Annotated in this window: 30 protein-coding genes; 23 read left to right on the top strand and 7 right to left on the bottom strand. The window is 37.4% G+C overall.

Annotated features, from left to right (window positions below; all coding sequences use genetic code 11):
- Positions 1-111: 111 nt before the first annotated feature.
- The 3 genes from O1A01_RS22060 to O1A01_RS22050 form a co-directional block, all read right to left on the bottom strand.
- The gene (locus O1A01_RS22060; RefSeq protein ID WP_270065002.1) at positions 112-2,904 is read right to left on the bottom strand and encodes a DEAD/DEAH box helicase; all 2,793 of its coding nucleotides are present in this window, start codon (positions 2,902-2,904) and stop codon (positions 112-114) included.
- Complete coding sequence (locus tag O1A01_RS22055) at positions 2,901-4,415, bottom strand: SWIM zinc finger family protein (protein ID WP_270065001.1); 1,515 nt, start codon at positions 4,413-4,415, stop codon at positions 2,901-2,903. The genes O1A01_RS22060 and O1A01_RS22055 overlap by 4 nt, the downstream gene beginning before the upstream one ends.
- Before the next feature lie 141 nt (positions 4,416-4,556).
- A complete protein-coding gene (locus tag O1A01_RS22050) occupies positions 4,557-5,063 on the bottom strand; it encodes a BsuPI-related putative proteinase inhibitor (protein ID WP_270065000.1) in 507 nt (168 codons plus the stop codon).
- 193 nt (positions 5,064-5,256) lie between these two features.
- Between O1A01_RS22050 and O1A01_RS22045 the strand changes: the two genes are divergently transcribed.
- From O1A01_RS22045 to O1A01_RS22030, 4 genes are all read left to right on the top strand, one after another.
- On the top strand, positions 5,257-5,580 hold the full coding sequence (locus tag O1A01_RS22045) for a hypothetical protein (RefSeq protein WP_066420441.1): 324 nt from the start codon (positions 5,257-5,259) through the stop codon (positions 5,578-5,580).
- 34 nt (positions 5,581-5,614) lie between these two features.
- Positions 5,615-6,187, top strand: a complete 573-nt coding sequence (locus O1A01_RS22040) for a class D sortase (protein WP_066420460.1) — start codon at positions 5,615-5,617, stop codon at positions 6,185-6,187.
- Positions 6,188-6,377: 190 nt separating this feature from the next.
- Positions 6,378-7,145 (top strand): tyrosine-protein phosphatase, encoded by a 768-nt coding sequence (locus O1A01_RS22035; RefSeq protein ID WP_066420443.1) that lies wholly within the window; start codon positions 6,378-6,380, stop codon positions 7,143-7,145.
- 212 nt (positions 7,146-7,357) lie between these two features.
- Positions 7,358-8,197: an SGNH/GDSL hydrolase family protein gene (locus tag O1A01_RS22030; protein WP_270064998.1), complete on the top strand. Its 840-nt coding sequence runs from the start codon at positions 7,358-7,360 to the stop codon at positions 8,195-8,197.
- A 19-nt stretch (positions 8,198-8,216) separates the two neighbouring features.
- Here the strand turns inward: O1A01_RS22030 and O1A01_RS22025 are convergent, their stop codons facing one another.
- Together O1A01_RS22025 and O1A01_RS22020 are read right to left on the bottom strand one after the other, a co-directional pair.
- Positions 8,217-8,591 carry a hypothetical protein gene (locus O1A01_RS22025; protein WP_270064997.1) on the bottom strand — a complete coding sequence of 125 codons (375 nt, stop codon included), beginning with the start codon at positions 8,589-8,591 and terminating at the stop codon, positions 8,217-8,219.
- 65 nt (positions 8,592-8,656) lie between these two features.
- Positions 8,657-9,166, bottom strand: a complete 510-nt coding sequence (locus tag O1A01_RS22020) for a hypothetical protein (RefSeq protein ID WP_270064996.1) — start codon at positions 9,164-9,166, stop codon at positions 8,657-8,659.
- A 313-nt stretch (positions 9,167-9,479) separates the two neighbouring features.
- Here O1A01_RS22020 and O1A01_RS22015 point away from each other — a divergent pair, with 313 nt between their 5' ends.
- The 3 genes from O1A01_RS22015 (at position 9,480) to tuaH (ending at position 13,066) form a co-directional block, all read left to right on the top strand.
- Entirely contained in the window at positions 9,480-10,841 is a 1,362-nt protein-coding gene (locus O1A01_RS22015; protein ID WP_270064995.1) for a sugar transferase, read from the top strand.
- A gap of 179 nt (positions 10,842-11,020) precedes the next feature.
- Positions 11,021-11,911 (top strand): UTP--glucose-1-phosphate uridylyltransferase GalU, encoded by an 891-nt coding sequence (gene galU, locus O1A01_RS22010; RefSeq protein WP_066420453.1) that lies wholly within the window; start codon positions 11,021-11,023, stop codon positions 11,909-11,911.
- 9 nt (positions 11,912-11,920) lie between these two features.
- Complete coding sequence (gene tuaH, locus O1A01_RS22005) at positions 11,921-13,066, top strand: teichuronic acid biosynthesis protein TuaH (RefSeq protein ID WP_270064994.1); 1,146 nt, start codon at positions 11,921-11,923, stop codon at positions 13,064-13,066.
- Between the two features lie 33 nt (positions 13,067-13,099).
- On the opposite strand, the gene O1A01_RS22000 is transcribed toward tuaH, so the two are convergent.
- Both O1A01_RS22000 and O1A01_RS21995 read right to left on the bottom strand, forming a co-directional pair.
- On the bottom strand, positions 13,100-14,158 hold the full coding sequence (locus O1A01_RS22000; protein WP_084380685.1) for an LCP family protein: 1,059 nt from the start codon (positions 14,156-14,158) through the stop codon (positions 13,100-13,102).
- Positions 14,159-14,174: 16 nt separating this feature from the next.
- Positions 14,175-14,807, bottom strand: coding sequence for a YigZ family protein (locus O1A01_RS21995; RefSeq protein ID WP_270064993.1), 633 nt, complete (start codon positions 14,805-14,807; stop codon positions 14,175-14,177).
- A gap of 335 nt (positions 14,808-15,142) precedes the next feature.
- On the opposite strand from O1A01_RS21995, the gene O1A01_RS21990 reads away from it, so the two are divergent.
- From O1A01_RS21990 to csrA, 16 genes are all read left to right on the top strand, one after another.
- Positions 15,143-16,285: a sensor histidine kinase gene (locus O1A01_RS21990; protein ID WP_270064992.1), complete on the top strand. Its 1,143-nt coding sequence runs from the start codon at positions 15,143-15,145 to the stop codon at positions 16,283-16,285.
- 19 nt (positions 16,286-16,304) lie between these two features.
- Positions 16,305-17,003 (top strand): response regulator, encoded by a 699-nt coding sequence (locus tag O1A01_RS21985; protein ID WP_270064991.1) that lies wholly within the window; start codon positions 16,305-16,307, stop codon positions 17,001-17,003.
- Positions 17,004-17,065: 62 nt separating this feature from the next.
- A complete protein-coding gene (locus O1A01_RS21980) occupies positions 17,066-17,416 on the top strand; it encodes a hypothetical protein (RefSeq protein ID WP_270064990.1) in 351 nt (116 codons plus the stop codon).
- Between the two features lie 15 nt (positions 17,417-17,431).
- Complete coding sequence (locus O1A01_RS21975; RefSeq protein WP_270064989.1) at positions 17,432-17,686, top strand: hypothetical protein; 255 nt, start codon at positions 17,432-17,434, stop codon at positions 17,684-17,686.
- A gap of 74 nt (positions 17,687-17,760) precedes the next feature.
- A complete protein-coding gene (locus tag O1A01_RS21970; RefSeq protein WP_270064988.1) occupies positions 17,761-18,735 on the top strand; it encodes a nuclease-related domain-containing protein in 975 nt (324 codons plus the stop codon).
- A gap of 114 nt (positions 18,736-18,849) precedes the next feature.
- Positions 18,850-19,692: a DegV family protein gene (locus O1A01_RS21965; RefSeq protein ID WP_270064987.1), complete on the top strand. Its 843-nt coding sequence runs from the start codon at positions 18,850-18,852 to the stop codon at positions 19,690-19,692.
- A 94-nt stretch (positions 19,693-19,786) separates the two neighbouring features.
- Positions 19,787-21,271: an ATP-dependent helicase ComFA gene (locus O1A01_RS21960; protein ID WP_270064986.1), complete on the top strand. Its 1,485-nt coding sequence runs from the start codon at positions 19,787-19,789 to the stop codon at positions 21,269-21,271.
- Positions 21,264-21,947 (top strand): ComF family protein, encoded by a 684-nt coding sequence (locus tag O1A01_RS21955; protein WP_094366189.1) that lies wholly within the window; start codon positions 21,264-21,266, stop codon positions 21,945-21,947. Before O1A01_RS21960 ends, O1A01_RS21955 begins: the two co-directional genes overlap by 8 nt.
- Positions 21,948-22,005: 58 nt before the next feature.
- Positions 22,006-22,431, top strand: coding sequence for a TIGR03826 family flagellar region protein (locus O1A01_RS21950; protein WP_270064985.1), 426 nt, complete (start codon positions 22,006-22,008; stop codon positions 22,429-22,431).
- A 61-nt stretch (positions 22,432-22,492) separates the two neighbouring features.
- Positions 22,493-22,756 carry a flagellar biosynthesis anti-sigma factor FlgM gene (flgM, locus tag O1A01_RS21945; protein WP_066419086.1) on the top strand — a complete coding sequence of 88 codons (264 nt, stop codon included), beginning with the start codon at positions 22,493-22,495 and terminating at the stop codon, positions 22,754-22,756.
- A 15-nt stretch (positions 22,757-22,771) separates the two neighbouring features.
- Entirely contained in the window at positions 22,772-23,245 is a 474-nt protein-coding gene (locus O1A01_RS21940; protein ID WP_270064984.1) for a flagellar protein FlgN, read from the top strand.
- A 12-nt stretch (positions 23,246-23,257) separates the two neighbouring features.
- On the top strand, positions 23,258-24,790 hold the full coding sequence (gene flgK / locus O1A01_RS21935) for a flagellar hook-associated protein FlgK (protein ID WP_270064983.1): 1,533 nt from the start codon (positions 23,258-23,260) through the stop codon (positions 24,788-24,790).
- Between the two features lie 10 nt (positions 24,791-24,800).
- A complete protein-coding gene (gene flgL / locus O1A01_RS21930; protein WP_270066453.1) occupies positions 24,801-25,679 on the top strand; it encodes a flagellar hook-associated protein FlgL in 879 nt (292 codons plus the stop codon).
- A gap of 48 nt (positions 25,680-25,727) precedes the next feature.
- Positions 25,728-26,282: a DUF6470 family protein gene (locus O1A01_RS21925; protein ID WP_270064982.1), complete on the top strand. Its 555-nt coding sequence runs from the start codon at positions 25,728-25,730 to the stop codon at positions 26,280-26,282.
- 13 nt (positions 26,283-26,295) lie between these two features.
- On the top strand, positions 26,296-26,736 hold the full coding sequence (fliW, locus tag O1A01_RS21920; RefSeq protein ID WP_270064981.1) for a flagellar assembly protein FliW: 441 nt from the start codon (positions 26,296-26,298) through the stop codon (positions 26,734-26,736).
- On the top strand, positions 26,733-26,945 hold the full coding sequence (gene csrA, locus O1A01_RS21915; protein ID WP_328227545.1) for a carbon storage regulator CsrA: 213 nt from the start codon (positions 26,733-26,735) through the stop codon (positions 26,943-26,945). The genes fliW and csrA overlap by 4 nt, the downstream gene beginning before the upstream one ends.
- Positions 26,946-26,979: the final 34 nt, after the last annotated feature.

Raw genomic sequence — 26,979 nt, 5'->3', positions numbered from 1 at the left:
CGTCCGTACGATAAGTCAACATCGACTAAACGTTGTTCGCCGTGTTTCCTTTATCTCCTACCGGAACAGTCCAGTTTGTACGGGCCTGTTCGAAGCGCCTCCGCTTTTGTTTTAGTTGCGAAGTACTAGTAAGTCCTGTAGTTCTTCGTTTGTTAATTCTGTTATCCAGCCTTCGCTCGTAATGATTTGATCATTCAAGCTTTGTTTGGACTCAATCATCGCATCAATTTTTTCTTCGAGCGTTCCTGTTGTAATAAATTTATGAACGTGTACAAAACGCTTTTGACCAATTCTGTACGCTCGGTCTGTTGCTTGATTTTCTACTGCTGGATTCCACCAACGGTCGTAGTGAATAACATGGTTTGCAGCCGTTAAGTTCAGTCCAGTACCACCAGCTTTTAAAGATAAAACTAGAACGTTATACTTTCCTGCTTGAAAGTCGTCGATTAACGTATCACGGTCTTTTTTGCTGACAGATCCGTGTAAAAATTTTACGCGCTCACCTAATTTTTTTTGCAGAGCTTGAACGATCATATTACCCATTCCAATATATTGCGTAAAAATTAAACAGCTCTCATTTCTGTCACGTACTTCTTCTACTAACTCTACTAGCTTCTCCATTTTCGAGGAGCGAGAGATTAATTCTGTTGGTTCATCTTCTTTTAAATAAAGGGAAGGGTGATCGCACACTTGCTTGAGCTGACCGAGCATTTTTAAGACAAGTCCTCTACGTTGAATACCAGCTAGTTTCTCTACCTGCTCGAGCGTTTCCTTTACAAGTCGTTCGTATATAGATGCTTGTTCTATTGTTAAAGGACAATATTCTTTTTGCTCTTGTTTGTCCGGTAAGTTTAATGCAACTTGTTTATCTGTTTTCGTGCGACGCAATAGGAACGGTTGAATTAACTTTTGTAATTGCTCAATTTTCTCTTTATTTTGCTCGCGCTCAACAGGTACGACAAATTGGCGATGAAAACTACCGAGTGATCCTAAATATCCAGGATTTATAAAATCAAAAATAGCCCATAATTCTGATAAACGATTTTCTATCGGTGTCCCTGTTAATGCAATATGATGACGGCCGCGTAATTTTCGAACAGATTGAGACTGTTTCGTATCTGCGTTCTTTATATTTTGTGCCTCATCCAAACATATAGCATCCCAATGAACGTTAGTGAGTTCTTCTTCATCTAAATGTGAAAGAGCGTAGGAGGTAAGAATAACATCCGCCCCCTTAACAAAAGAGTCGAACGCTTCCCCTTTAACACGATTAGGTCCGTAATGTAATTTCACTCCTAAATTTGGTGCAAACTTCTCTAATTCCTTTTGCCAGTTTCCAAGTACAGAAGTAGGGCAAATAATTAAACATGGATTAATGTTATTCCCTTTTTCAAACGCTTCTTCTTTAGCGGAAAGGAAATAAGCAATTAATTGAATCGTCTTTCCTAGTCCCATATCGTCAGCTAAACAAGCGCCAAACCCGTGTTTTCGTAAAAATGTTAACCAACCAGCTCCGTGCGTTTGATAGGGGCGCAATTCTCCTTTAAAGCTAGGAGGAACATCAAACTGTTGATATTCTTTACCTTCATACAGCTGGTGAAATAGTTTTTTTACTTCACCGGACATTTCAATTTGTATATCTGATATATCATCTTGAAAGTCTGCTTCAGACCCATCGCCAGCATTATTTTTTAATACATCTTCTAACGAAATTCCATTTTGCTCTGCTTGCTGCATTAGTTTACGTATTTGTTGGATGAAGGATGGATCTAATACCATCCATTCTCCTTGTATTCGTACGAGTCGGCGGTTTTGCTCGACAAGTGCGAGAAATTCCTCCTCTGATAGTTCACGATTCCGAGTGGAGAAGCGCCATTCAAAATTTACGAGAGAATTTAGTCCAACGAACGATTGACTATTTTGATTCGTGCTAGTAACTCGCGCTTTTACTTTCGGACGAGAGTTTTTCACCGCTTGCCACCATGAAGGTAAATAAATATCGACGCCCATTTGAATGAGCTTTTCACTACCAGTGAGTAAAAAATCCCATGCTTCTTCTTCTGAAATAGTAGCGTTCAACTTTTCCTTTTTAAAAATGGTTGGTGTAACAAACTCCCACTTTCTATGTGCTTTCTGGATGGCTGCTTTATGTTTCGAAAACTTAGCTGGAAGCTTATCTTCACCGAATACGTATTGGGTGTCTGTCTTTTTGTCTTTTAATATCGTTTGCATCGTCCAATCGTACCCATCTTCCTCTGGTTCCGAGATGCGAAGTCCGATTGTAAACGGTGTTTCATCTTTATACCAGCCGATATCTAGTAACCAATCTTCCTTTTCGCCGTATAAATCTTGCAATGAATCTTCAAAAAAAGCGGGTGTAAGCTTTTCAGGGTTTGGCCAAATAGGCTCGAGCAGAAAATATTGCTTTTCTTCTACTAGCTTTTGCATCGTACTTTCAAGCCAAGTTTGAATAAGAGGTAGATGTGGACGAACTAGTATATTTTGCTCCGTAAGCTGTTTTCCTTCTTCGGTAAGCGTATATGTTATTTCATTTTCCTTCCAAGCTGAAAAAGAAGGTTCAAACGCTTTGTCCTCCATAATCGTTTTTAAAGTAGGTGCAACAAGTCGGTATATTTCCGCTTCATCACTCCAAAATACTTCATAAAAGGAGTTACCAGTTTCTTCTGCAAAAAGCTCTAACGCTTCATAAGCAGTCAAAAATAGTCCGTTTTTTCCTTCGAACGTATCCTCTTTTAAAGCTGTGCCAAAAAAGGAGCTTTCATGCCAAGTAAAAAGCAATGAAATATAGTTAGAAGGAGGAATAATGTTCCCGTCTTCCTCACCATATAAGAAAAATTTATGTAGTTTTTGTAAGTAAATAGCATGAATCATTAATTCGTTCATGGTAAAAGTTTACCTCTTTTCAATTCCTCCTGAAACGAGCGTAATCGTTTCGTCCTGTTTGCTAACTCTGGGAAATAAGCATCCCAATAGGAGAGCTTTTTTTCTTTCTTGTAAATAGCGAGTAGTTTCTTTAATAAACGAACGGCTTCTTTATAGCTTTTACGATTACGTTCGTTTATTTTTTCTTCCACCCCGCGATGATAAAAAGGTAAAAGAACAGAAGGAGCTTCTTTTTGAATCATTTTTAACCGGTAAGAATCGAGTGCATTCCAATCAAACCCTAAAAATAAGTGCAGTTCCATCCATTTTCGATACTCTTTCGTTTCATATAGGTACCATTCATATTCAGTAAAGCTGTATGGCAATAGTTTTTCCATCGCATATATGTATGGTTCATCATTGCCGGTTTCTTTCGCTAAGCTTGTTAGTAGCTTTAATAAATAGGATGAAAGCTGTCTTTTCTTATTATAAATTCCTTCGGCTAAAATATAATCGATGACGGAGGATAGGGCACCATCAACTAGTTTGGCCATTTGTGACCATGCACCAGTTTTGGATAACATTCGTAACCAATGGAAAATAAAAGGACCATATCGAATTCGATCTCGTTTTATCCATTGTAGCGCTTCTTCCTCTTTTTTTAGTAATAGGAGTAAGTGAATGTTTAAAATGGATGCTGGGAATGAAGTTAGTTCGGCAATGTCTTTTCGAACCGTTCCCATCCAATTTCGCTTTTGATACACGGTTTTCCACATATATTCGACGACGAAAAACTTTTCGTTTAAAAAATCGTCTTCTTTTAAGAAAAATTGATTTACTACCTCGCAACTTTCCTTCAGTAACGTATCAAGTTGAAAGGAAAGGGCGTGATGGGCCAAACTTTTCGATTGCTCTTCTAGCACGTCAATTACGCGTAAAATCATATCACGAACGTATTGAGGCGGATGTTGATCTGCCTCTTCCATCATTTTTTCGATACAAAATATAGCTGCATGTACGATGAAAAGCTGTCTAATTTCCCCTTTTTTCGGAGCAACAAGCTGTACTTTCGGTAAAAAAGTATAATAAATAGATGAAATTTGATGATTAGTCGATGCTGTAGAACGAAAATGTTCATATTGTGATTGTAAGTATTGAAGCCAGCTTACTAATGAACTTTCGTCATACACTTGTTGTGTTGGTACGTTATCTTTTTTTGCTGCTTTCCATTGTTCCATTAAAGTAGTAATCGGTTCTGACTTTGCCCACATCGTTAAAAAAACGGCAAGTGCATGAGGACAAAGGGAAGAGGTGTCACACGAGCAGCGGCTGAACTCTCCCATATCTGTATCGATGAGCGTATGGTATGTACTGGACCCTACTTCTACTTTTCCGAAAATATTCGTTCCATCTTGATAGACGTTGTGAACGTTCCCACTACGAAAGAGCCGAAGTGCTTTACTTAATAGTTGTCGATTTTCTTCATATTGAAGAGGATATTCTTCTATTAAAAAGGTTGTAAACTGGTCCATTTCGTCACCATCCAAAAGTTGTTTGCTTATAAACTAAGAAAAGGCTTCCTACTAATAGGCGAGCCCAGTATTTTAAAAATTTCCATACCTTTAATTATAGATTTTTTCCACTTTCGTTACAACCTAACAAGCAAAAGCAAATTAATTTACTTCAAAACTAGTGGAAGCTTGAACAGGTAGGTCTGCTCCTGCAAATAGAAACTGTACTTTATACGTGCCTTGTGGTAGATCTGCTTTTACTTCGTCGGCAGAGACAGTGTACGTTAAGCTTTCACCGCTAGAGAGTGTCGTTTCCACTATTGCTTGTGTGTACATCATACCGTCGGAGTGCTGCTTTATCTTTTTTCCATTTTCATCAAAAACAATATAGTCAAATTCTTGACTGGAAGAAAAAAGTATATCTAATTCGTTCTCATCTGTATTTTCGACTATAAATATGAACGAATCTTCTTCAAGTTGAACATTGGCTTGCAACGTGCTATCAGGATTGGTAAGTTCCAGTTCTCTTTTCTTCTCCTCTTTACTTCCTGTAGACGGGGAGGAGTTGTTAGTTGTATCCGTTAATGAATTGTCAGTCGAGTTTGTCGTCCCGCAAGCAGCTGCAACGAATAGTACGAATAGAAATAAAGGCGTCAGTTTTTTTAACATTAATATTACCTCCTATGTCCTGTTTTTATATTAGTCGTGAAAGGTATGAAGAAAGTTACTGTTTACCCGTAATGTATAGCAGATAAACTTCGAGTTAGAAATTTCAGTCTATTCGTAGGGCTAAAGGATAGTATATAATACAATTATACATAAATTGTAATTACAATATTGGGGTGTAGGAGAGAGATTGACAATGGAAAAAGTAAAAAAGTTTTTTACGAGTAAATGGTTTAAAGGTTCCGTTAACGGTATATGTTTCACACTATCACTTTTACTTCTAATATATAATGTTAGTATAATCGGATATTTTATATTATTAATTCGATTTGGCGAAGATCAAGGTGAAATGTTATACATGTTGTTAAGTACTGCTGGTATACTATTAATCTTAATTCCACTATTATTCAAAATGACGAAGCAACGGTTTTATCACTTTACTTTAATTGTGCTCCATTTATTTGCAATCGGTTTACCTTTTTTCATTAAGTTCATTGAAGGAGCTTTGAGGAAAATATAGAAAAGAGAGGAACGGATTTACTTTGAAAAAAGGAATGGTATTTGCGTTTTTACTTATTATTAGCGGATTAGGGTTCATTGGCTATGGTTTATATGAAAAAATTAGTATGGATAAAAAAACAGAAGCAGCTTTAAAAGAAGCAATCGAGAAAACAACAAGCTCCTCGATCGTTACAGAAAATGGAGTGCCTGAAGATTGGGATCCTGCAATTGGTGAAGCGATAGGTATTTTAGAGCTTCCAAAAATAGAGGCAGAACTTCCAATTGTAGCTGGAACAGATCCAAATGAACTAGCAAAAGGGGTCGGGCATTATACAGGCTCTTCTTACCCTGGTGAAATTGGACAAATCGTCATGTCGGGTCATAACGATACCGTTTTCTTGAGATTGGGAGAATTAGAAATGGGAGATACGTTCCAAGTAAAGATGCCGTACGGAGAATATACGTATGAAATTTATGATTCTAAAATAGTAGATGAAAATGACCTTTCGATTATTACATTGCAAAAGGAAACGGAAGAATTTATACTAACAACGTGCTATCCTTTTCACGTTTTAGGTCCAACACCTGAGCGGTATATTTTGTATGCAAAACCAGTCAAAAAATAAATAATGATGATAAAACACTGAATATAGTCTTATTCGGTGTTTTTGTTATACTAATATAACAATTCCGAAATCGCTATTCGTTAATTTTCGACAAAATACACCCGTTCTCAATATGTTTATACTATGGTAATATTAATAAATAACTAACGTGGGAAATTTGGTCTACAAACCAAGATAGGAGGGAAGAACTATGATTGATCTTCATTGTCATATACTTCCAGGTGTGGATGACGGTGCTAAACATATGACAGAAAGTATTGAGATGGCTAGGGTTGCGGTAGAACAAGGGATTACAACGATTGTAGCGACGCCTCATCATTTAAATGAGAAGTATACAAACAAAAGAATAGACATAATCCAACTTGTAGCCGAACTTAACGATCGCTTAAAAAAAGAAAATGTTCCTATTACAATACTTCCGGGTCAAGAGACTAGAATTCACGGTGAATTACTAGAATCCTATCAAAATGGTGAAGTTCTTACGATGAACGATAAAGGAAAATATGTTTTTATTGAGCTTCCTTCTGCAAACGTTCCTCTTTACACAGAAAAGTTAATCTATGATATACAGCTTGAAGGGCTGATCCCAGTCATTGTTCATCCTGAACGTAACGCTGAACTTTTACAATCACCTGATAAACTATACCAATTAGTAAAAAAGGGTGCATGCACACAATTGACGGCGGCTAGTTTAGTAGGGGCATTTGGAAAGAAAATTAAAAAGTTTTCTCATGATATTATTCAAGCTAATTTAGCTCATTTTATCGCATCAGATGCTCACAATATTAAAAATCGTACGTTTAAAATGGACGAGGCGTTTGAACTTATTGATAAAGAGTTCGGTAAGGAAACTCGTTACGTATTTATGGAAAATGCTGAGCTTTTAATTGAAGGCCAAACGATTATAAAAGAAATTCCGGAGCGTATTCGAAAGAAAAAGCTACTAGGGTTGTTTTAACATATATGAAAAATTCAAGCGGATGCACTGCTTGGATTTTTTTTTATTTAATCGTTTACCAGGAAACTATAAACGTTAGCTTTACTTTCGTTACGTCTAGCTGAGCGCTCCACTTCTGTTTATAGGTAAATAGTCTGTTGAATTTGCAATATTTTGTAGACAATTGTAGAAAAGTAATGGGAATAATAGTATATTGAGAGAGAGGTGGTAAAATGAGAAACGGAATCGTATTAGCCGTCCTATTAATTTGCTTAGGTTCGATTATAGCAGGACATTTTCATTGGGAAAATAAAATCGCATCAACGGGCCAAGAAATACGAACTACTAATATTGCTAGCTTAAATGAACAAGCCCCCGTAAATTCACAGGTTGAAGATAAGGACGAACAAAATAATGACCAGGATGCCCAGCTTGCTACTGAATACGCAAATCAGCTGCCATCACCGTTAAAAGAAGCTGTTCTTCAAAAGGTAACGAGTGGTGAACAAGTACGTTTTCTTATCGTTGGTTCAAAAGGCTTAACCGGTGAATCCGCTTGGCCAAACATACTCCAAGAAGAAATGAAAAAATATTATGGGGACACTTTCGAGTTTTACATACAAGAAATTACCGATCATACATCTTCAAAAGTAGTAGAACAACAGCTTCACCTTCTTGACGAAGTCGTTCCGGATGTTGTCCTTCTCGATCCATTTGTAATAGAGGATAATTATGGGCTCGTGCAAATGAGTAGAAGGTTTGCAAACATAGACGAAATCATTAAAGGTTATAAAGAGCAAAATGAAGAAGTTGTAATTTTACTACAGCCTTCAATGCCGCTTTACGGAGCTAGAAACTATCCGCGTGAAATAGAGGCGCTACAACAGTTTGCTGAACAACATAGTTATTTATATTTAAATCATTGGGAGAATTGGCCTCACTATAATGATGACGAGTTTTTACAATATGTTTCTGATGATACGCAATATCCAAATGATGTTGGGAATAACGCGTGGGCAGATTATTTATTACGTTTCTTTACAGGGGATGAAATAGAGGACAGTATAGTTTAATTATACTGTCCTTATTTATTTAAAATAACTTCCATATCGAAAATAGATAAACCCAAATGATAAATGCTACGAGAACTAATCCAGTAACAACATATGAAATAATTTTGCCGGCTTTAGAACGCTCGGTTATATATTGAATAAATAAAAACGGTATTAAAAGCCACGGTACGAGCATGATGATGGACAGAGCGTAAAAGCTAAATGTGCTATATTCGAGTCCGAAATAAAACATAACCGCTGGAATTGTGACAAATAATGGGCATAAGCCAACAATGATCATGATGCGGAAAGAATAATTTTTTAAATATAAAAACAAGGCCTCCCAATTAAAATGTATAGGATAACTTTTAAGACGTTTAATTATTGGTTCGAACCTACTCGCTATTTCTGCCATTTTTATCCCTCACTTCTCCCTATGCTTATACTTATCATTCTATTAACACTACTAACTAAATATGACTAGTTAGAAAAGTTCATCAAACTGTTTTTCCAGCTTTCTTTCGTTTTTTCGTAATGTGATTGGTAGTGTTGGAGCTTTTCTTCCTCTACATGACTATGACTTTTTAATTCTTCTAAAATTTGATAAAAAGACTCGTCCGTTTCTTTTTCAAGTTCCTTTAATATTTGGTACCCTTCTAACAATAAGGCTAAACTACGTTCTTCCTGTAGCTTTTCTTTTAAATCCTCGAGCGCAACATTCAATTTTTGTTCTGTTTCTACTTGTAATTGTTCTAGCTTCTTTTCGTATTGTTGAACAACATTTTCGTCTATCCAATTATTAGACGTTTGGAATACCGGAAAAGTTACATTTTTATCCAAAGAAAAAAAGTTTTCGTTAGGAATTTCTTTTTCTAATAGGGCAGTTTCTGCTCGTATCGGCAAGTGTTTACTAGTAGACTTAGTAGGGAGTGTGACGATAATAATTAAAACTATAAATATACTTATTAGAACTAACTGCATCTTATTCATAACAGAATTCTCCTCTCACCTATATAGTTTTAGCATCGTCGATTTTAAAGAAAACTATACGTTTTTATAGGGTGAGAATTAATTTTCTAGTAAGTGATAAAGTTAACTACCAGTTAATGGGACTTGCGATTTTCTAATGGAACTTTAACTTTATTTTTAGAAGAGAAGGTTGTAAACTTATATATTGGTAGGTTGGAAGTTTCTTTTTATTACAATTTCCATTATAATTAAGGGAAATTTGTGCATTGTTTGGAGAAACTAATAGTTAAACAAAACGTCTAACGTATTAAGGCCTTAACAAAGGAGCTTTTATATGAATACTTATACAAACGAAAAAACGAAACGGTTATCATTTATTATTATTGATATTAGCATTATTACACTGTCCTATTTCTTAGCGTTTTATATACGAAGTGAAACGTACGTAACAAGAAACTGGGACTCGTTCTTCACGGTACTTCCATACATTATTATAATCAGTACTTTCTTCTTATTTGTTTATGAAGTTAACCCTTCGAGACGAAAAAGAGTATTCGATTATATTGGAAGTATTTTTATTAGTACCGCGTCGATTACAGTAACGACGATGGCTGCTTCGTTCTTCTTTCGAGCGTTTGCATTGCCAAGATCGGTTATCCTGCTGTCCTTTATCATTGCGGTTGTGCTCTTAACGCTTTGGAAAGTTGTGTTTTTTGCTTTAAAGAAATCTAAGCCTGAAAAAGTGTTATTAATTGCAGAACCACATGAGAAAAATAAACTAACGTATCAAGTAATAGGGACGTTTGCATCAAAAGTAGATGTCGAATACGTGAACTACCATGCACCACTTCCAGAAATATATAACGCGATTAAACGATCTGAAACGATTGTATTAGGTGCAAAAGATACGGATGAGAAGAAATCTAAAATTATTTATTCCTCTTTTAAAAATGGGAAAAATTTATATTTAGTACCGTCGTTCTATGATTTGTTACTATCCAAATCAGAAATTACACCGTTTGAAGATACGATGTCTCTTGCGATTAAGCCATTCGGTTTAACGATTGATCAACAATTTATGAAACGATTTTTTGATTTAGTCGTTTCTGTAGTAGCATTTCCATTTCTTATCCCTTTCTTCCTAATTGGGATGATTTTAATTAAAATCGATGACTGGAAAGGCTCCATCTTTTACACGCAAAAGCGATTAGGAAAAGATAATAAAGAATTTAATATTATTAAATTCCGCACTATGGTAGAAAATGCAGAAGGTAAAACAGGCCCTACGATGGCAACGGATAAAGATCCGAGAATAACGAAAATCGGTAAATTTTTACGAGCGACAAGAATTGATGAAATCCCACAAATAATAAACGTTTTGAAGGGGGATATGTCCATTGTTGGTCCTCGCCCGGAACGAAGCTTCTTTATTGAAAAGTTTAAGAAAGAATTAAAATCGTATGAATACCGTAATAGTGTGAAGCCAGGTATTACTGGATACGCTCAAATTATGGGGAAATATACGACAAGTGTAGAGGATAAGCTGCGCTTTGACCTGCACTACATTAGAAATTATTCAGTTATGTTTGATATCCTTATCATTTTAAGAACGTTATTAGTTATTATTGATAAAGATAAATCAGAAGGTGTAAAAGAACAGCAACCGAGCAGCAAGTTAGCTCACAAGCGAAATTAATGAGGAACAGGCTAACTACTATGTTAGTCTGTTTTTCATATTTTCCGGTCATGCTAGAAAAACTAAAGTATCTACGTATGTCTTATTTTGTAATATGTTCTTAACAGTCACTTTACTAATCATACATTTGACTATGATATACTTTTATAAGACATATATGTAAAAAGGAGTAGTAGGAAATGACAATTAAAAAGGTAATTATTCCAGCAGCAGGTTTAGGAACTAGATTTTTACCAGCTACGAAGGCACAGCCAAAAGAAATGCTACCAATTGTAGATAAACCAACGATTCAATATATAGTAGAAGAAGCGGTACAATCTGGAATTGAAGATATTATTATCGTTAGTGGTAGAGGAAAGCGTGCAATTGAGGATCACTTCGATAAATCGTATGAACTAGAAGAGACGTTACTAAAAAAAGAAAAATATGAAATTTTGCATGAAATTCAAGGTATTTCTGAATTAGCAAACATTCACTACATTCGCCAAAAAGAACCTTTAGGATTAGGCCATGCGATTTGGTGTGCAAGAAAGTTTATCGGCAATGATCCGTTTGGTGTTATGTTAGGGGACGACATCGTTAAAGGAGATACACCTTGTTTAAAGCAGCTTATTGATGTATACGATCAATTCGGCTCGTCCGTTGTTGGAATACAAGGTGTTCCTGAAAAAGAAGTATCCAAATACGGTATAGTTGCTCCGAAGGGTGACGAAATTGCTGAAGACGTTGTGAAAATTGCAGGGCTAGTTGAAAAGCCAAACGTTGCAGAAGCTCCTTCCAATTTCGCGATTATGGGAAGATACGTACTAACTGCTGATATTTTTGATATTTTAGAGAAAACTCCTAAAGGTTCTGGTGGAGAAATCCAATTAACAGATGCAATCAATAGTTTAAATGGAATCCAACAAGTGCTAGCATATCAATTTAGCGGAACGAGATACGATGTAGGAGATAAATTCGGATTTGTGAAGGCGACAATCGATTTCAGTTTGGATCGCGAAGACTTACGAGATGAAGTTGTTCAATATTTACAAACACTTCAATATCAAAATTACAAAACGAAAGCCTGAGGAGCGATAATGGAGAGTAAAACGCACGTTATCGTCGCTACAGGCGATTGGGACCAAGATCATTTACGTTACCGTAGACACCGTTTAGCAGAATTTTTACTAAAACAAAGAGACACGGAAGAAGTGATATGGGTTTGTCCCACTACCGGAAAACAAAGCTTCCAGAAACTTTCTAACGGAATTGTGCAATACGGAATTCCTGATGTGCATAGTCATAAATTGTTTCGCTTTGGAAGATATTTTGATTTATTTTATAAACATAAATTAAAAGCACTACAAGCGCATTTGCAGAGTAAAGGTACGAAAAAATACTTATGGTATACGTTTCCTGGCTTTCCGGCCATTCAGAAGCTAATTGACTGGGAAACAACTACCTACGATTGTAGCGATTTGTGGGCTTCTTCCATGACTGGTAAAAAAAATATTGTGCTAAAACTTAGGGAGCAGAGCATTGTACAAGCGGAAGAAAGAATTGTCCGAACGGTCGATAAGCTATTTGCTACGTCAGACTTCTTAAATGACTATCTTGTAAAAACGTATAATCCTGCCCAAAAGCCACTGACGTTAGAAAACGGAGTAGAATATCACCTGTTTGAGGAGCGAGTTAAGCTAAGTAAAGGTAATGACCTGTCAGGCTCTGTAATTGGCTATATCGGGGGAATTAAGCCGAAATTAGACTTTGACTTGCTTAATGAGGTGATGAAGCATAGAGGGGATTGGACGTTGTTACTAGCTGGCCCCGACGGAACGAATGGTGACCCAACTTTTCACCAGTTACTTCAAAACGAAAATGTTAAGTATTTAGGTAAAATTCAACCGAATGAAGTACCAGCTTGGTTAAATAAAATTGATATTGGCTTACTACCGTACAAACCGTCCGAATATAATAAAGCGGTATTTCCGCTAAAGTTATTTGAGTATTTGGCTGCAGGCAAGCCGATAGTCGGCTATAATTTACCCTCAACGAAAAAGTATCAACAAGAGTGGATTTACGAATATGGAGAGGGTAGAAACGTTGACGAATTTATCGCCCATTGTTCCAAGCTTTTAGCGAATAACAACGAGAAGCATGTAGAAGGCCGAAAAAAACTAGCAGAGAGCAAAGATTGGAATAACATATTTAAAAAAATGTATATGAACGTAGTAGGAAAATAAAAGGCTCGCAGTTATTTAGCTGCGAGCCTTTTATTATGGAGTACCAGGTTGTGCTGGTGGAATCGTTGTTTCTGGTGTTCCCTCTGTTCCTTCTTCATCGATAGTTAATGCAGATTCAGGTAGTATACCTAAATGAACTTTGAGCTCTGTTTGAACCTCTTGAAGTGCTATTTCATCAGGAATGAAATAATAGATATTGTTTATATAGTCGTCTGTACCTTTAATGCTTAGCTGTTCAATTTTCGACGTATTAAAGTTCGAGTATACGGATGTAAGTCCAATAGCATCTGTTATCCGTACATTTGTCTCAATATTTTGTCCTAATTCTCTAGCGATACGATCGATTCGTAATAAATTTTGTGGGGAGGTAAGTTCATTAATAGTAGCTTCCACAATTTGTTTTTGTCGATCATTACGACCGAAATCCCCACGAGGATCTTTTTTTCTCATTCTAGCGTATGCTAGTGCTTCTTCCCCACCTAACGTCATTTCACCTTCAGTGAAGTGTATATCATAACGCGGTCTCGTATCACTTCGTTCTGAGAAACTAAACGGAACATCAACCGTTACTCCGCCAACAATATCAATAATATTTTTAAAACCGTCAAAGTTTACTGTTGCAAAATAATCAACAGGAACCCCGAGTAATTCTTCTATACGGTCAATCGTCATTTCTTTCCCGCCATAAGCGTGTGCATGATTAATTTTGGAGTAATAGTTACGATCTGGGAAGAACACTCTAGTATCACGGGGGATACTTAGGAGCTTCATCGTTTGTGTGTCAGGATTGAACGTTGCTAGCATTAATGTATCCGTTCTTCCGTTCGTTCCTCCGGTAGAATAATCCTCAATCCCCATTAAAAGAACAGAGAATGGATCTTTTCCCATCGTAATTTCTGTTTCCCTTAATTTTGATTTATTTCCTCTATCTATTTCTGTGTAAGCATCATTTGCTGCTCGAACTGTTTCATATACTAAATACCCTGCATATCCACCGACTATTAAGAATAGCGTAAGAATTGTAACTAATATCGTTCGCTTCTTTCTACTCTTTTTAGTCTTTTTCATTGAGACCCTTGAATTTTTATCCATAATAAAATTCCCCTCGTTATAGTTCTGTTTCTAAATAAGTGGTGGAGCCTTTAATAATATCGGCTTTCCCATTTGTTAAGTTAACCATCCACTCTTCGAACTGATTTGTTTCAGACTCAAGAACATACGTGTCGATCGTAATGTTTTCTAAATAATGAATTTCTTTTAAGGAGTAGTGAGAATTTCTTAATTCGTTTTCTACTTTCCCTAGTAATGTATAATCAATCGTTGTATGCATTATTCTCATCAATTTTCGCTCAACTATGCCTATTGATGTTAATCCTTCTGAAACTGCCTTTCCATATGCTCTTACTAACCCACCTGCACCAAGCTTCACGCCACCAAAATAACGGGTTACGACAACAACTGTATCTTTTAACCCTTTTTTCTTTAATACTTCCAACATCGGCACTCCGGCTGTACCGCTTGGTTCACCGTCATCATTTGCTTTTTGGAATTGATCGTTTTCACCAATTAAATAAGCAGAGCAATTATGAGTAGCGTTCCAATGCTTCTTTTTTATGTCTTGTATGAAAGTTTCTGCCTCTTCGACAGTGGTCGCTCTATTGATGTATGCAATAAATCTTGACTTTTGAATAGAAATTTCGTGTTCTCCGTACTCTTTCACGGTATAATAATGGGATAACAAGGTTTCACTTCCTCACTTATTGTACTAGGTATAAGAAACCATACATTTTATTATAAGGTCATTGTATTAGTACATCAATTGAAAAATTGTGCAAATCCTTTATATTTCGACAAAATGAGAAAAATTTAATGTAAATGTAACAAACGTCACATTACTGGATTATGTAAATTTCTAGATTTTACTATAAACTATCCGTTGTACCCCCACAAACAAAGAGGTGCAAAGGTAATGATATATTGTTCATGTTATAATGTGTGTAGGCAAAAAGAACTACTCACTCCGCCTAATGAGAACAATATTCTTTTAAGAATACAGGGACTTTTGGAGGATGTTCGATGTCACGTAAAGTTATAAACTCAAAACAACTAGATGAAATACTTGATAAAATGATTCAAACGGTTCAGAAGAGTAAATCAGAAGTTTTTGAAATCGGTGAGTCTTCTCGGAAAGAATTTGAAAGCCTATCTGAAGAGTTAAAAGTAATTAAAGTAGAAGTGGAGCAATTAATCCAACAGCAAGATTCTTTAGAAAATCTCGTTAGGTCTGCAAGAAACCGACTATCAGAAGTGAGTAAGCAATTTACAAAATATAGTGAAGAACAAATAAGACAAGCCTATGATCAAGCTCATGCCCTTCAATTAAAGCTTCATTCATTAGCACAGAAAGAAGCTGTATTAAGGGTAAGACGAGATGAAATCGAAAGGCGCCTCATTGGAATTGAAGAAACGATATCAAAGGCTGAACAACTAGTAAGTCAAATTTCCGTTGTCCTAAATTACATGACTAACGATCTTCAACAAGTAGGCGAACTTATTGCCGATGCTGCGGAAAAAAGAGAATTTGGCTTTAAAATTATGGAGGCTCAAGAAGAGGAGAGAAGAAAACTTTCTCGTGAAATTCATGATGGCCCAGCCCAAATGCTTGCAAATGTCATGATGCGTTCCGATCTTATTGAACGAACTTATCGGGAAAAAGGCAAGGATGCTGCATTAGTAGAGATCAAAGATTTAAAAGTAATGGTACGAAATGCATTATACGAAGTCCGCAGAATTATTTATGATTTGCGTCCGATGGCGTTAGACGATCTCGGATTAATCCCTACCTTAAAAAAATATATTTCGACAATCGAAGAGTACAATAAAGGAAAACCGAGTATCCAGTTTGTAGAAATTGGAACAGACACTAGACTATCTAATGACTTAGAAGTAGCTATATTCCGACTAGTTCAAGAGTCAGTTCAAAATGCAATTAAACATTCACGAGCTAGACTTATTCAAGTGAAATTGGAAATTACGAAAAAGAAAGTGTACATCCTAGTGAAAGATGATGGAGTCGGCTTTGATACGACAGTAAAAAAAGCAGAATCATTCGGTTTATTAGGAATGAAGGAACGGGTAGATTTAATAGGTGGGGAGTTAACGATTCAGTCTCAACCTAAAAAAGGGACAATCGTTTTAATACAAATACCGACAGATTGATATTAGGGGGATGAGAAAGATGGAAAAAACAAAAATTGTAATTATAGACGATCATCAACTATTTCGTGAAGGTGTTAAACGTATTTTAGACTTCGAACCAAATTTTCAAGTAGTTGCAGAAGGTGACGACGGAAACGAAGCAGTAAGTTTAATTACACAATTTTCACCTGATGTTGTCATTATGGATATTAACATGCCAGATATAAACGGAGTAGAAGCGACAAAACAATTAGTGGAAGAGAACCCAGATACGAAGGTCATCATGCTTTCAATCCACGACGACGAAAACTATGTAACGCATGCATTAAAATCAGGAGCATGTGGCTACTTACTAAAAGACATGGACGCAGATGCACTTGTAGATGCTGTGAAAGTAGTGGCAGAAGGTGGCTCATACCTACACCCGAAAGTAACGCACAACCTAGTAAAAGAGTACCGCCGTCTAGCAAACAACGACCACGTAACGGTTGGTCACGTAAATGGTGTATTACAACAATTAGAAATTCGCCGCCCGCTACATTTATTAACACGTCGCGAATGTGAAGTCCTTCAACTTCTAGCAGACGGAAAAAGTAACAAATCCATCGGAGAAGCTTTATACATAAGTGAAAAAACGGTGAAAAACCACGTAAGTAACATTTTACAAAAAATGAACGTAAACGACCGCACACAAGCCGTAGTAGTTGCCATCAAAAACGGCTGGGTCGAAGTACGATAAGCCCACAGGAGAACAAAGCTGCTGGGGCTTTTTCTTTTGGCTTTTGGGAGCGAGGTAGGTAGTTGGAGCATAAGATCTCGGTTGGCGTAAAAGTGTTGTCGGTTGGCACAAAAGAGAATTCGGTTGGCGCAAAAGAGAATTCGGTTGGCGCAAAAGTGTTGTCGGTTGGCACAAAAGAGAATTCGGTTGGCGTAAAAGTGTTGTCGGTTGGCACAAAAGCGATTTCGGTTGGCGCAAAAGTGTTGTCGGTTGGCACAAAAGTGAATTCGGTTGGCGTAAAAGTGTTGTCGGTTGGCACAAAAGCGATTTCGGTTGGCGCAAAAGAGAATTCGGTTGGCACAAAAGCGATTTCGGTTGGCGCAAAAGAGAATTCGGTTGGCACAAAAGAGAATTCGGTTGGCGTAAAAGTGTAGTCGGTTGGCACAAAAGTGAATTCGGTTGGCGCAAAAGAGAATTCGGTTGGCGCAAAAGTGTTGTCGGTTGGCACAAAAGTGAATTCGGTTGGCGTAAAAGTGTTGTCGGTTGGCACAAAAGAGAATTCGGTTGGCGCAAAAGTGAATTCGGTTGGCGCAAAAGAGAATTCGGTTGGCACAAAAGCGATTTCGGTTGACACAAAAGTGAATTCGGTTGGCACAAAAAGTAGTCGTCTCCCATCTACTTCAGCTAGCACCAAACAAAAATAAAAATGGAAAAATATAAAAATAGAAGGGTTTTTTCCAAAAGTGTAGAAGTATTCAGGTGATATTATTAGTTAGGGGTGATTTTTATTAAAGAGAGAACAAAACCGATTTATCTTTTGAAATTAGAAGCTGCATTGAGGCGAGTCCCAGATACGCATCCAAATAAACAAAAAATATTAAAAGAGTATTTAAAACAACAATCAGGATATAGAGGCGAAAAAACCGTAGATTATTATTTATCACTTCTTCCCAAAGAGCAGACAATTCTCCTTCCTAACCTCCGTCTAAAAAACAACAACAACTTTCACTTTCAAATGGATACACTAGTACTTACTCCTAGATTTTTCTTAATTATTGAATCTAAAAATTCCGCTGGAGAACTTATTTATGATACAGAGACAAATGAGTTAGTAAGGAGGAAAGGGACAGAGATTGAGATTTTTTCTGATCCTGTTCTACAAGTAGAAAGACAAAAATTGCAATTAATCGAACTCCTTCAATCGTTTAATATCCCTCCGGCTCCTCTCCTGACACTTGCCGTGTTAACGAATTCCTCCGTTACATTAAAAATGAAATCAGACCAGATGAAAGTCCCTGGTAACTTAATTAGAGCAGAAGCCCTCCCAAATAAACTAACAGAAATTCATTATTCAAATAAAAAGGAATATATCGCTTACCAGGATTTAAAAAGATTAGGCAGAATTCTTATTAAGAGAGATCAACCTTATAATCCAAATGTGTTAGAAAAATTTAATGTAAAAAAAGAGGAGTTAATATGCGGGATACATTGTCCGAGTTGTTTTAATTTTAATATGAGAAAGAGTAGACAGGGACATTGGAAGTGTGAGACTTGCTCGCTTATCAGTAAAGAAGCTTTCAGGTTTTCTATAAATGATTATTTGCTTTTAGTAAATAATGTCATCAAAAATAGTGAATTTAGGCGATTTTTAAATATAAAAGCACGCAGGTCAGCGGTACGTCTTCTTTCGAATTACAAAAAGACAGGAAATAAAAAAGCAACAACCTACCATTTAACCTATTACAAAAGTTAGGAGAGGTACCTACTTTTAACATAAATATAACCCAAGGTTATACCACTCTCTCTTATTTTATAGTAAGATAAAAGTAAGAAAACTATTCTATGCTAAGGAAGGTTTTAATCTAATATGAAAACTGCGATTGTTACAGATAGTACTGCGTATTTACCGAAGGAACTTCGTGAGCAGCATAATATACATATGATTCCATTGAATGTCATCTTTGGAGAAGAATCTTATCAAGAAGAAGTGGAAATAACAGCAGGGCAATTTTATGAAGAAATAAAAAATCGCCCTGATTTGCCTTCAACATCTCAACCGGCGATTGGGAAGTTTGTAGAGCTTTTTGAATCACTAGCGAAAGATTATGATGCTATTGTTAGTATTCATCTCTCCAGTGGGATTAGTGGTACGTATCAAGGTGCGGTAGCGGCTGCAGACATGGTAGATAGTGCTGAAATTCACGTGTTTGATACGGAAATTAGCTGTATGGTACAAGGCTTTTATGCAATTGAAGCGGCAGAAATGGCGAAAGAAGGTAAGGGTGCGGACGCGATTATGGCCCGTCTTCAAGACATGAAAAGAACGATGCGTGCATACTTTATGGTTGATGACTTATCCAATCTACAACGTGGTGGTCGTTTAAGTAGTGCTCAAGCGTTTGTCGGAAGTCTTTTACAGGTGAAGCCACTCCTTCATTTTGTTGATAAAAAGATCGTGCCGTTTGAAAAAATTCGCACACGCAAAAAAGCGGTAAAACGCATTTTAGATTTATTCGATGATGATGCAAAACTAGGTGCTCCGATGCGAGCAGTTATTATTCACGGTAATCAAGAAAGTGAAGCAGAAGAATTAAAAGCAGAGCTATCAGAAAAATACCCTCACGTTGAATTTTACGTAAGCTATTTCGGACCTGTAATCGGAACGCACTTAGGAGAAGGTGCCCTCGGTGTTGGCTGGTATTTAAAATAATATAGAAAACACTGTAGAAATGCAGTGTTTTTTCTCACTTTTAAGGAGGAATTTTGACGCGAGCATCGTAATATAAAATTGAAAGGAGGATACCATGAGATTTGCAAGTCAAAACGAATATGTTATACCAGAAACCTTATTACCTGAACCACTACCCACTAAAAAAATGAATGCTTTTCCTTCAATAAAAACTCCGACACGAAACCTTAAATTTACTTTTTCAAAACAACTACAACAACATTTAGCAGGAAGACGTTTATTGCTTGACGAAATTCCGTTCCTAATTGACGAAATCCAATCTCACTATGAAAATGGCTATATAACGTATGAACCAGGAATCTCTAACCAAACTTGTACCCGTTGCGGAAACGATGATCCGAAGCTTTTTGCGAGCTTTCAATGTGCTCGTTGCGAAGAGCTTTGCACGTACTGCCGAAAGTGCATCATGATGGGAAGGGTGAGTGAATGTACACCGCTTGTCAAATGGACAGGCCCTCCGATTATTTTCCACACACAAACAAATCCGTTACATTGGGAAGGTACTTTATCGCCAGGGCAACAGGCTGCATCCGACGAAGTAGTTCAAGCGATAGAGCAAAATAAAGAACTGCTAGTTTGGGCTGTTTGTGGTGCTGGAAAAACGGAAGTACTCTTTGAAGGAATCGAGAAAGCAATACAGCTTGGCCACCGAATTTGCCTTTGCACACCAAGAACAGACGTCGTACTCGAACTTTCTCCACGGATTAAACAAGCATTCCCTACAACTGAAATGGCTACTCTTTACGGTGGGAGTGAGGAGCGGATGAAAAATGCCCAACTGACAATTACGACGACCCATCAGCTTCTCCGCTTCCATCAAGCATTCGATACGATCGTTATTGATGAAGTGGATGCCTTTCCGTATTCCATCGATGCATCACTTCAATACGCTGTACAACAGGCGCAAAAAGAACAAAGTGCAACGATTTACCTTTCCGCCACGCCATCCACCGACATGCAGCGCAACGTACAGCTCAAAAAACTCCATGCTGTCACCATTCCTGCCCGCTACCATCGCCATCCTCTACCAGTCCCGACATTCCATTGGTGTGGAAATTGGAAAAAGAAATTAGAAAAGGGGAGGCTACCTCTCCAAGTGACGGGTTGGATAAAAAAACATCTACAACAAGGAAAACAGCTATTTTTATTTCTCCCGGATATAAAAAAGATGGAGGGAATTATGACACTCCTACAACCTCAGTTCGATGAAAAAATAGATTCCGTTCACGCAGAAGACCCCGACCGCAAAGAAAAAGTATCCCAGTTTCGCAACGGTTCAACTCGTCTGCTCCTTACAACAACAATACTAGAAAGAGGAGTCACCGTCCCAGACGTGCAAGTCGGAGTGTTTGGTGCAGAAGATCCGATTTTTACCGAAAGTGCACTCGTTCAAATTGCTGGTCGTGCTGGTCGGAGTGCCCACGCTCCAAACGGAGATATTCGTTTTTTCCACTACGGCAAAACAACCGAAATGGTGCGGGCCCGCCAACATATTTTAAAAATGAACAATCGTGCGAAAGAGGCTGGTTATATTGAGTAAATGTTTTATTTGTGAAGGTGACAATTCCGCACAGTTTACTTGGACAACTCTTTTTTCCAACGAAACAGATGTCACTTGTGCCGACTGTGAAAAGAAGTTCGAGCTCATAACTGGCGACACTTGCCCGAAATGCTCCCGCCCACAAAGTGACGCTACTGTATGTGACGACTGTAAAAAATGGGAAATGGACGAACAGTATAAAGGAACACTTCACCGGAACATATCCGTATATGCTTACAACGATTTTATGAAAGAAGTGCTCGCGCAATATAAATTTCGTGGTGATGTGGCGTTAGTAAAAGTTTTCCAAAAAAAGTGGACAGCGGCATTCCAACACCACTTTCCCGAAAAAGACCTACTACTCGTACCAATCCCGTTAGGAAAAGACCGACTTTACGAACGAGGTTTCAACCAAACGCTTGCTTTAACAGAAATGCTACCAGGTCAATTCGCTGATATTTTAACGAAAAACGAAACAGTAAAGCAGTCGAAAAAATCCCGACACGAGCGCTTGCGAACGGAAAATAGTTTTGAAGTAAAACAACCTCCACCTGAAAAAAGAATCGTCCTCATTGACGACATATACACAACCGGTACGACGATTCGAATGGCTGCAAAACGGTTAAAAGAGGCAGGTGCAACGGAAATATCATCCTTCACCCTCGTTCGTAGTTAACATTTTGTGAAATTGTACGATATAAAAGATAGAAGAAAAGCGGGAGAGGATGTTACCGATGGAACAGCTTACGAATTGTGCAAACTGTGGTCAGCTTCATATTAAAAATTCTGTGCGTGATGTTTGTGAGACATGTTATAGGCAAGAAGAAGAAGCGTACACAACAGTATATAAATTCATTCGTCAACGAGTAAATCGGACAGCAACGATGCAACAAGTAGTAGATGGTACTGGTGTTGAGGAGAAGCTTATTATAAAATTTATAAAAAAAGGCCGAATTCACGTTAGCCAATTTCCGAACTTAGGTTATCCGTGTGACCGTTGTGGGGCGTACATTAAAACAGGTAAACTTTGTGATGACTGTAAAAAAGATATTAATAGTCAAATCTCGGCTTTGGACCGTGAAGAAGAGAGAAACCGTGCTGAAGAAAAAATTAAAACGTACCATGCTGTTAAAGGTGCAAAAGGAATTTGGGATAAATAATAAACTTTTTATATTTTTTACCGATACTAATAATAGATATTTGTACGAGAAGAGGGATACGATGAAAATTAATCATATTGGACCTTCCGGGATTAATCCATATAAACGTAATCAAATGAATCAACAGCCAAAATCGGTTAGTTCTTTTAAAGAAGATAAGGTAGAAATTTCTACAGAAGCAAAGGGATTACAAGAAATGAACCAAATCCAAACAGCACGTGAAGAAAAAGTAAATAAGCTGAAAATCGCGGTTGAAAACGGTACGTATAAAGTAGACCCGAACGTTGTAGCAAATAAAATGATCGATTTTTATTACAAAAAATAAGGTAGGGATCCGGCAATGACTTTACAACCAGTGATCGTAATAATGGAAAAATTGCTAGCCCTTCATGAAGGTTTATTACAGCTTGCTGTGAAAAAAACAGACATCGTCAAGTCTGGCGACGCGAAAGAGTTGCAGCAGCTAACAAAAGAAGAAAACAAATTTGTGAAAGCAATCGGTCAACTAGAGCAAGAGCGTCTAACACTTACAGCAAATTTAGGTACGGGTGCTACCATTTCGGAGCTAATCGAAAAAGCGACAAATTCAGATGCGGACAAGCTTCTACAATTGAAAGATAAATTAACTCACGTTATTAAACAATTACAAGAACGGAACGAACTAAACGAAGGACTTTTACAACAATCATTACAATTTGTCCAAGTCACGTTAAATTCTATAAACCCAGAGCCAACGTCCGTAACGTACGAAAAGGCTGCAACAGGGAAGAAGCCAGCTACACCAACTCGTTCGATGTTCGATTCAAAAGCATAGGAGGAAAAACAGATGCGTTCAACGTTTCATAGTCTTGAAGTTGCAAGACGCGGACTCACCACTCAACAAACAGCATTACAAGTTACGGGGCATAATATTGCTAACGCGAATACACCTGGTTACTCACGCCAACGAGTAAACTTCGTCCAAACAGAACCGTATCCTCCAGCATCAATGAATCGTCCGCAAATACCTGGTCAGTTAGGAACTGGTGTAGAGGCAGGAAGTATTCAACGTGTACGCGAGAGTTTTCTAGATATTCAATTTCGCGGAGAAAACAATAAGTTCGGCTACTGGTCAACGAAAGCGGATTCCTTACAAAAGATGGAGGAAATAATGAACGAGCCGTCCGATACTGGTCTATCGAAAACGTTAGATCGCTTTTGGCAGTCATTCCAGGATTTAGCGGTAAACCCGACAAATACAGGTGCTCGTTCTGTAGTTCGCCAACGAGGAATTGCGGTAGCGGAAACGTTTAATTATTTATCAGATTCTATGAAATCTATACAACAAGACTTAAAGAACGAGATTAATGTTACGGCAAAACAAATAAATTCTTTATCAACAAGAATTAATAACTTAAATGAACAAATAGCGAGTGTAGAACCACACGGACTATTACCGAATGATTTATATGATGAAAGAGACCGTTTAGTAGATGAGCTTTCACAATTAGTGAATATTAAAGTAACTCCCGTTAAATCTGGCGGTAATGCGTTAGAAATAGCAGAAGGAAAATATACGATTGAATTAGTAGATGATAACGGTGTTCCAATACCTATGGCTGGAAAGTTAGTAGATGGGCAAACAAACAGAGTTAATCATCTCGATGTTAAATATGACAATACAACAGGCTTAGTAAGTGAAATTTCCATCGGCGGTATTGTTTCATTAGAGACAGACCAGTTTAAATCAGCAGGTAAACTAAAAGCTCTTTTTGAGTCTCACGGGTACATGAAAGGGACAGAAGAAAAAGGCCTTTATCCTGAAATGTTAAAAGCGTTAGACACGATGGCTTTTGATTTCATTACCGAATTTAACCGTGTTCATAATGAGGGATGGAGTGTATCTAGCATCGAGGCGGGAGAACATACAGAATATAACTTCTTTGCCCCGTTAGATAGTAGCGATGGTGCTGCAAAAGCAATTAAACTAGATGATGCGATCTATGATTCTTTAAATAATATCGCTGCTTCGTCAAACGGAAATTTAGGAGATGGACAAGGGGCAATTGCACTTGCTGAAGTGAAAAATAGCGCGTTAAATATTGGTGGAGACACTACGACTATTCAAAACTTTTACGAAAGTTTAATAGGCTCAATGGCAGTAGACGCTCAAGAAGCAAATCGACTTTCGTATAATAGTGATACGTTACGACTTTCTGTTGACCAACGTCGCCAATCGGTAAGCTCCGTTTCATTAGATGAAGAAATGACCAATATGATTCAATTCCAGCATGCCTATAACGCATCTGCAAGAATGATTACAGCAACGGATGAAATTTTAGATAGAATCATTAACGGTATGGGATTAGTAGGAAGGTAGGTGAACAGTGATGCGTGTAACACAGTCAATGTTAGCAGGTAACTCCTTGCGCCACATTAGTCAAGGCTTCAATAAAATGGGCAAATTACAAGAGCAGCTATCAACTGGTAAAAAAATTACCCGCCCTTCTGACGACCCAGTTGTTGCAATGAAGGGAATGTACTACAGAACAAACTTGACAGAAGTTCAACAATATAAGCGAAACCTTTCCGAAGCTTATGCGTGGATGGAAGAGTCCGAGGCTGCGATTGAGCAAGGTTCGAATGTATTGGGTCGTGTACGTGAACTACTAGTTCAAGGGATGAACGGTACTTTAGCAGATGAAGATAAAAACGCAATTGCTGCGGAAGTAGGCCAATTAAAAGAAGCGTTAGTCCAAGTGGCGAATACGCAATTTACTGGTCGTTATATATTCAATGGAACAGCAATAAACGAGCCCCGAGTAACAGATGGAAGTGACCCGTCTACTGTGAAAGACTTGAATGAACCATTCATGATTGAAGTGTCAAAAGGAATAAAGCTCCAAGCGAATATTGATGCGAACAACGTATTTAACGAGGAATTATTTACAATCATGAATCAAATTGAACAAGGCTTAAAAGGTGACGACTCTGTGGACTTAGGCTCGTTTTTGGGAAGATTAGATAACCAAATCGACAGTATGAACGCCGAACGTTCAGAGCTAGGTGCTCGTTATAATCGTTTAGAAATGATTGATGACCGCCTCGCCTATCAAGAATATGTTGCGACTAGAGTACTATCGGATAACGAAGACGCTCACCTTGAAGAAGTTATTACCGATTTAATCACTGCTGAAAGTGTACATCGAGCAGCATTAGGTGTAGGTGCAAGAATTATTCAGCCTTCGTTATTAGACTTTTTAAGATAATTTAGCTATCTACTTTTTGTAGGTAGCTTTCTTTTTAGGAGGGAGACTATGAAAATACCTCAAATTACGATAGAAACTAAGCCGTTTATTATGGAATCATCGAGTACATGGCATACGCTTGAAATAGAACAACCACCAGCAACGATTGATATCCAACAGCCTCATGCGGAAGTATCAATGCACACGATACCGAGTAAATTGACCATTGACCAAACACAAGCATGGGAGGATATGGGATTAAAACATATATTTCGTTCCATAGAGGAAGAAGCAAAAAAGGGACATCAGCATGTTCAAGAAGGAATGGCCCGCAGAGCAAGCGATGGCGACGAGTTAATGAAGATTGAGAATAAATATAATGCATTAACCGAAATTAGTAAAAGGAATGGAACGAGGAAAATGCAAGAATTCAACATTGGCTTTATTCCATCGCCTTTTAGTGTCAAAATAGATTATCAACCAAGCGAGTTGAATGTTGATGTGAAAGTGAATAAACCGATCATTAATAGTCACGCTAATAAAGTGAATCTAACGTATCATCCAGGAAGTTTAGATTTTGAGATTAAGCAATATAATTCGATTGATATAGATTTTAAAATATAAGGATGGAGTACATATGAAAATTAATACATGCTATCACGGAGATATTACGATTCAGGAGTCAGATATTATTACCTTTAAAAACGGTTTACCAGGGTTTGAGAATGAAAAAAAGTTCGTACTACTCTCACTAACAGAGGAAAATGTTTATTTCTCGTTGCAAAGTGTAAATACAACAGACTTAGCTTTTATCGTTACAAATCCATTTCTTTTCTATAATGACTATGAGTTTGAGTTAGAAGAATCTACTCAGCAAGCTCTAGCAATTTCAGCTAGCCAATCTGTTGAAATTTATGTTGTTCTAACCATTGCAGATCCATTCGAAAAGTCGACAGCTAACTTACAAGGCCCTATCGTAATTAATAAGGAAAATCAACTGGCGAAACAAATTGTTGTAAACGGGACGAAATACAATACAAAACACATCCTCCCACTTAGTACAAAGGAGGAAAAATGATGCTTATTTTAACTCGCAAACTAAATGAGACGATCGTTATTGATGGAAACATCGAAATTACCATTCAAAGTATAGATGGTGAACAAGTAAAAATAGGTGTAAAGGCACCGAAAGAAATCGAAATTTATCGAAAAGAAGTGTTAGAAGCAATCCAAAACGAAAACAAAAACGCACTCTCTAGGAAAATAGATATAAAAAAATTAAAATAAGTGTAAAGTTTTATAAAATCATGTCGATATAAAG

It is taken from the genome of Sutcliffiella sp. NC1 (genome assembly GCF_027594365.1).
GTDB classification, from domain to species: domain Bacteria; phylum Bacillota; class Bacilli; order Bacillales; family Bacillaceae_I; genus Sutcliffiella; species Sutcliffiella cohnii.
Note: the sequence above shows the minus strand (reverse complement) of the source record. Positions and strands in the feature narration are given on the sequence as shown.

Excerpts from the sequence above, each read along its gene's own strand:
- O1A01_RS22060 (WP_270065002.1), bottom strand. The coding sequence starts at position 2,904 with ATGAACGAATTAATGATTCATGCTATTTACTTACAAAAACTACATAAA.
- O1A01_RS22055 (WP_270065001.1), bottom strand. The coding sequence starts at position 4,415 with ATGGACCAGTTTACAACCTTTTTAATAGAAGAATATCCTCTTCAATAT.
- O1A01_RS22050 (WP_270065000.1), bottom strand. The coding sequence starts at position 5,063 with ATGTTAAAAAAACTGACGCCTTTATTTCTATTCGTACTATTCGTTGCA.
- O1A01_RS22045 (WP_066420441.1), top strand. The coding sequence starts at position 5,257 with ATGGAAAAAGTAAAAAAGTTTTTTACGAGTAAATGGTTTAAAGGTTCC.
- O1A01_RS22040 (WP_066420460.1), top strand. The coding sequence starts at position 5,615 with ATGGTATTTGCGTTTTTACTTATTATTAGCGGATTAGGGTTCATTGGC.
- O1A01_RS22035 (WP_066420443.1), top strand. The coding sequence starts at position 6,378 with ATGATTGATCTTCATTGTCATATACTTCCAGGTGTGGATGACGGTGCT.
- O1A01_RS22030 (WP_270064998.1), top strand. The coding sequence starts at position 7,358 with ATGAGAAACGGAATCGTATTAGCCGTCCTATTAATTTGCTTAGGTTCG.
- O1A01_RS22025 (WP_270064997.1), bottom strand. The coding sequence starts at position 8,591 with ATGGCAGAAATAGCGAGTAGGTTCGAACCAATAATTAAACGTCTTAAA.
- O1A01_RS22020 (WP_270064996.1), bottom strand. The coding sequence starts at position 9,166 with ATGAATAAGATGCAGTTAGTTCTAATAAGTATATTTATAGTTTTAATT.
- O1A01_RS22015 (WP_270064995.1), top strand. The coding sequence starts at position 9,480 with ATGAATACTTATACAAACGAAAAAACGAAACGGTTATCATTTATTATT.
- galU (WP_066420453.1), top strand. The coding sequence starts at position 11,021 with ATGACAATTAAAAAGGTAATTATTCCAGCAGCAGGTTTAGGAACTAGA.
- tuaH (WP_270064994.1), top strand. The coding sequence starts at position 11,921 with ATGGAGAGTAAAACGCACGTTATCGTCGCTACAGGCGATTGGGACCAA.
- O1A01_RS22000 (WP_084380685.1), bottom strand. The coding sequence starts at position 14,158 with ATGGATAAAAATTCAAGGGTCTCAATGAAAAAGACTAAAAAGAGTAGA.
- O1A01_RS21990 (WP_270064992.1), top strand. The coding sequence starts at position 15,143 with ATGTCACGTAAAGTTATAAACTCAAAACAACTAGATGAAATACTTGAT.
- O1A01_RS21985 (WP_270064991.1), top strand. The coding sequence starts at position 16,305 with ATGGAAAAAACAAAAATTGTAATTATAGACGATCATCAACTATTTCGT.
- O1A01_RS21965 (WP_270064987.1), top strand. The coding sequence starts at position 18,850 with ATGAAAACTGCGATTGTTACAGATAGTACTGCGTATTTACCGAAGGAA.
- O1A01_RS21960 (WP_270064986.1), top strand. The coding sequence starts at position 19,787 with ATGAGATTTGCAAGTCAAAACGAATATGTTATACCAGAAACCTTATTA.
- O1A01_RS21950 (WP_270064985.1), top strand. The coding sequence starts at position 22,006 with ATGGAACAGCTTACGAATTGTGCAAACTGTGGTCAGCTTCATATTAAA.
- flgM (WP_066419086.1), top strand. The coding sequence starts at position 22,493 with ATGAAAATTAATCATATTGGACCTTCCGGGATTAATCCATATAAACGT.
- O1A01_RS21940 (WP_270064984.1), top strand. The coding sequence starts at position 22,772 with ATGACTTTACAACCAGTGATCGTAATAATGGAAAAATTGCTAGCCCTT.
- flgK (WP_270064983.1), top strand. The coding sequence starts at position 23,258 with ATGCGTTCAACGTTTCATAGTCTTGAAGTTGCAAGACGCGGACTCACC.
- flgL (WP_270066453.1), top strand. The coding sequence starts at position 24,801 with ATGCGTGTAACACAGTCAATGTTAGCAGGTAACTCCTTGCGCCACATT.
- O1A01_RS21925 (WP_270064982.1), top strand. The coding sequence starts at position 25,728 with ATGAAAATACCTCAAATTACGATAGAAACTAAGCCGTTTATTATGGAA.
- fliW (WP_270064981.1), top strand. The coding sequence starts at position 26,296 with ATGAAAATTAATACATGCTATCACGGAGATATTACGATTCAGGAGTCA.
- csrA (WP_328227545.1), top strand. The coding sequence starts at position 26,733 with ATGATGCTTATTTTAACTCGCAAACTAAATGAGACGATCGTTATTGAT.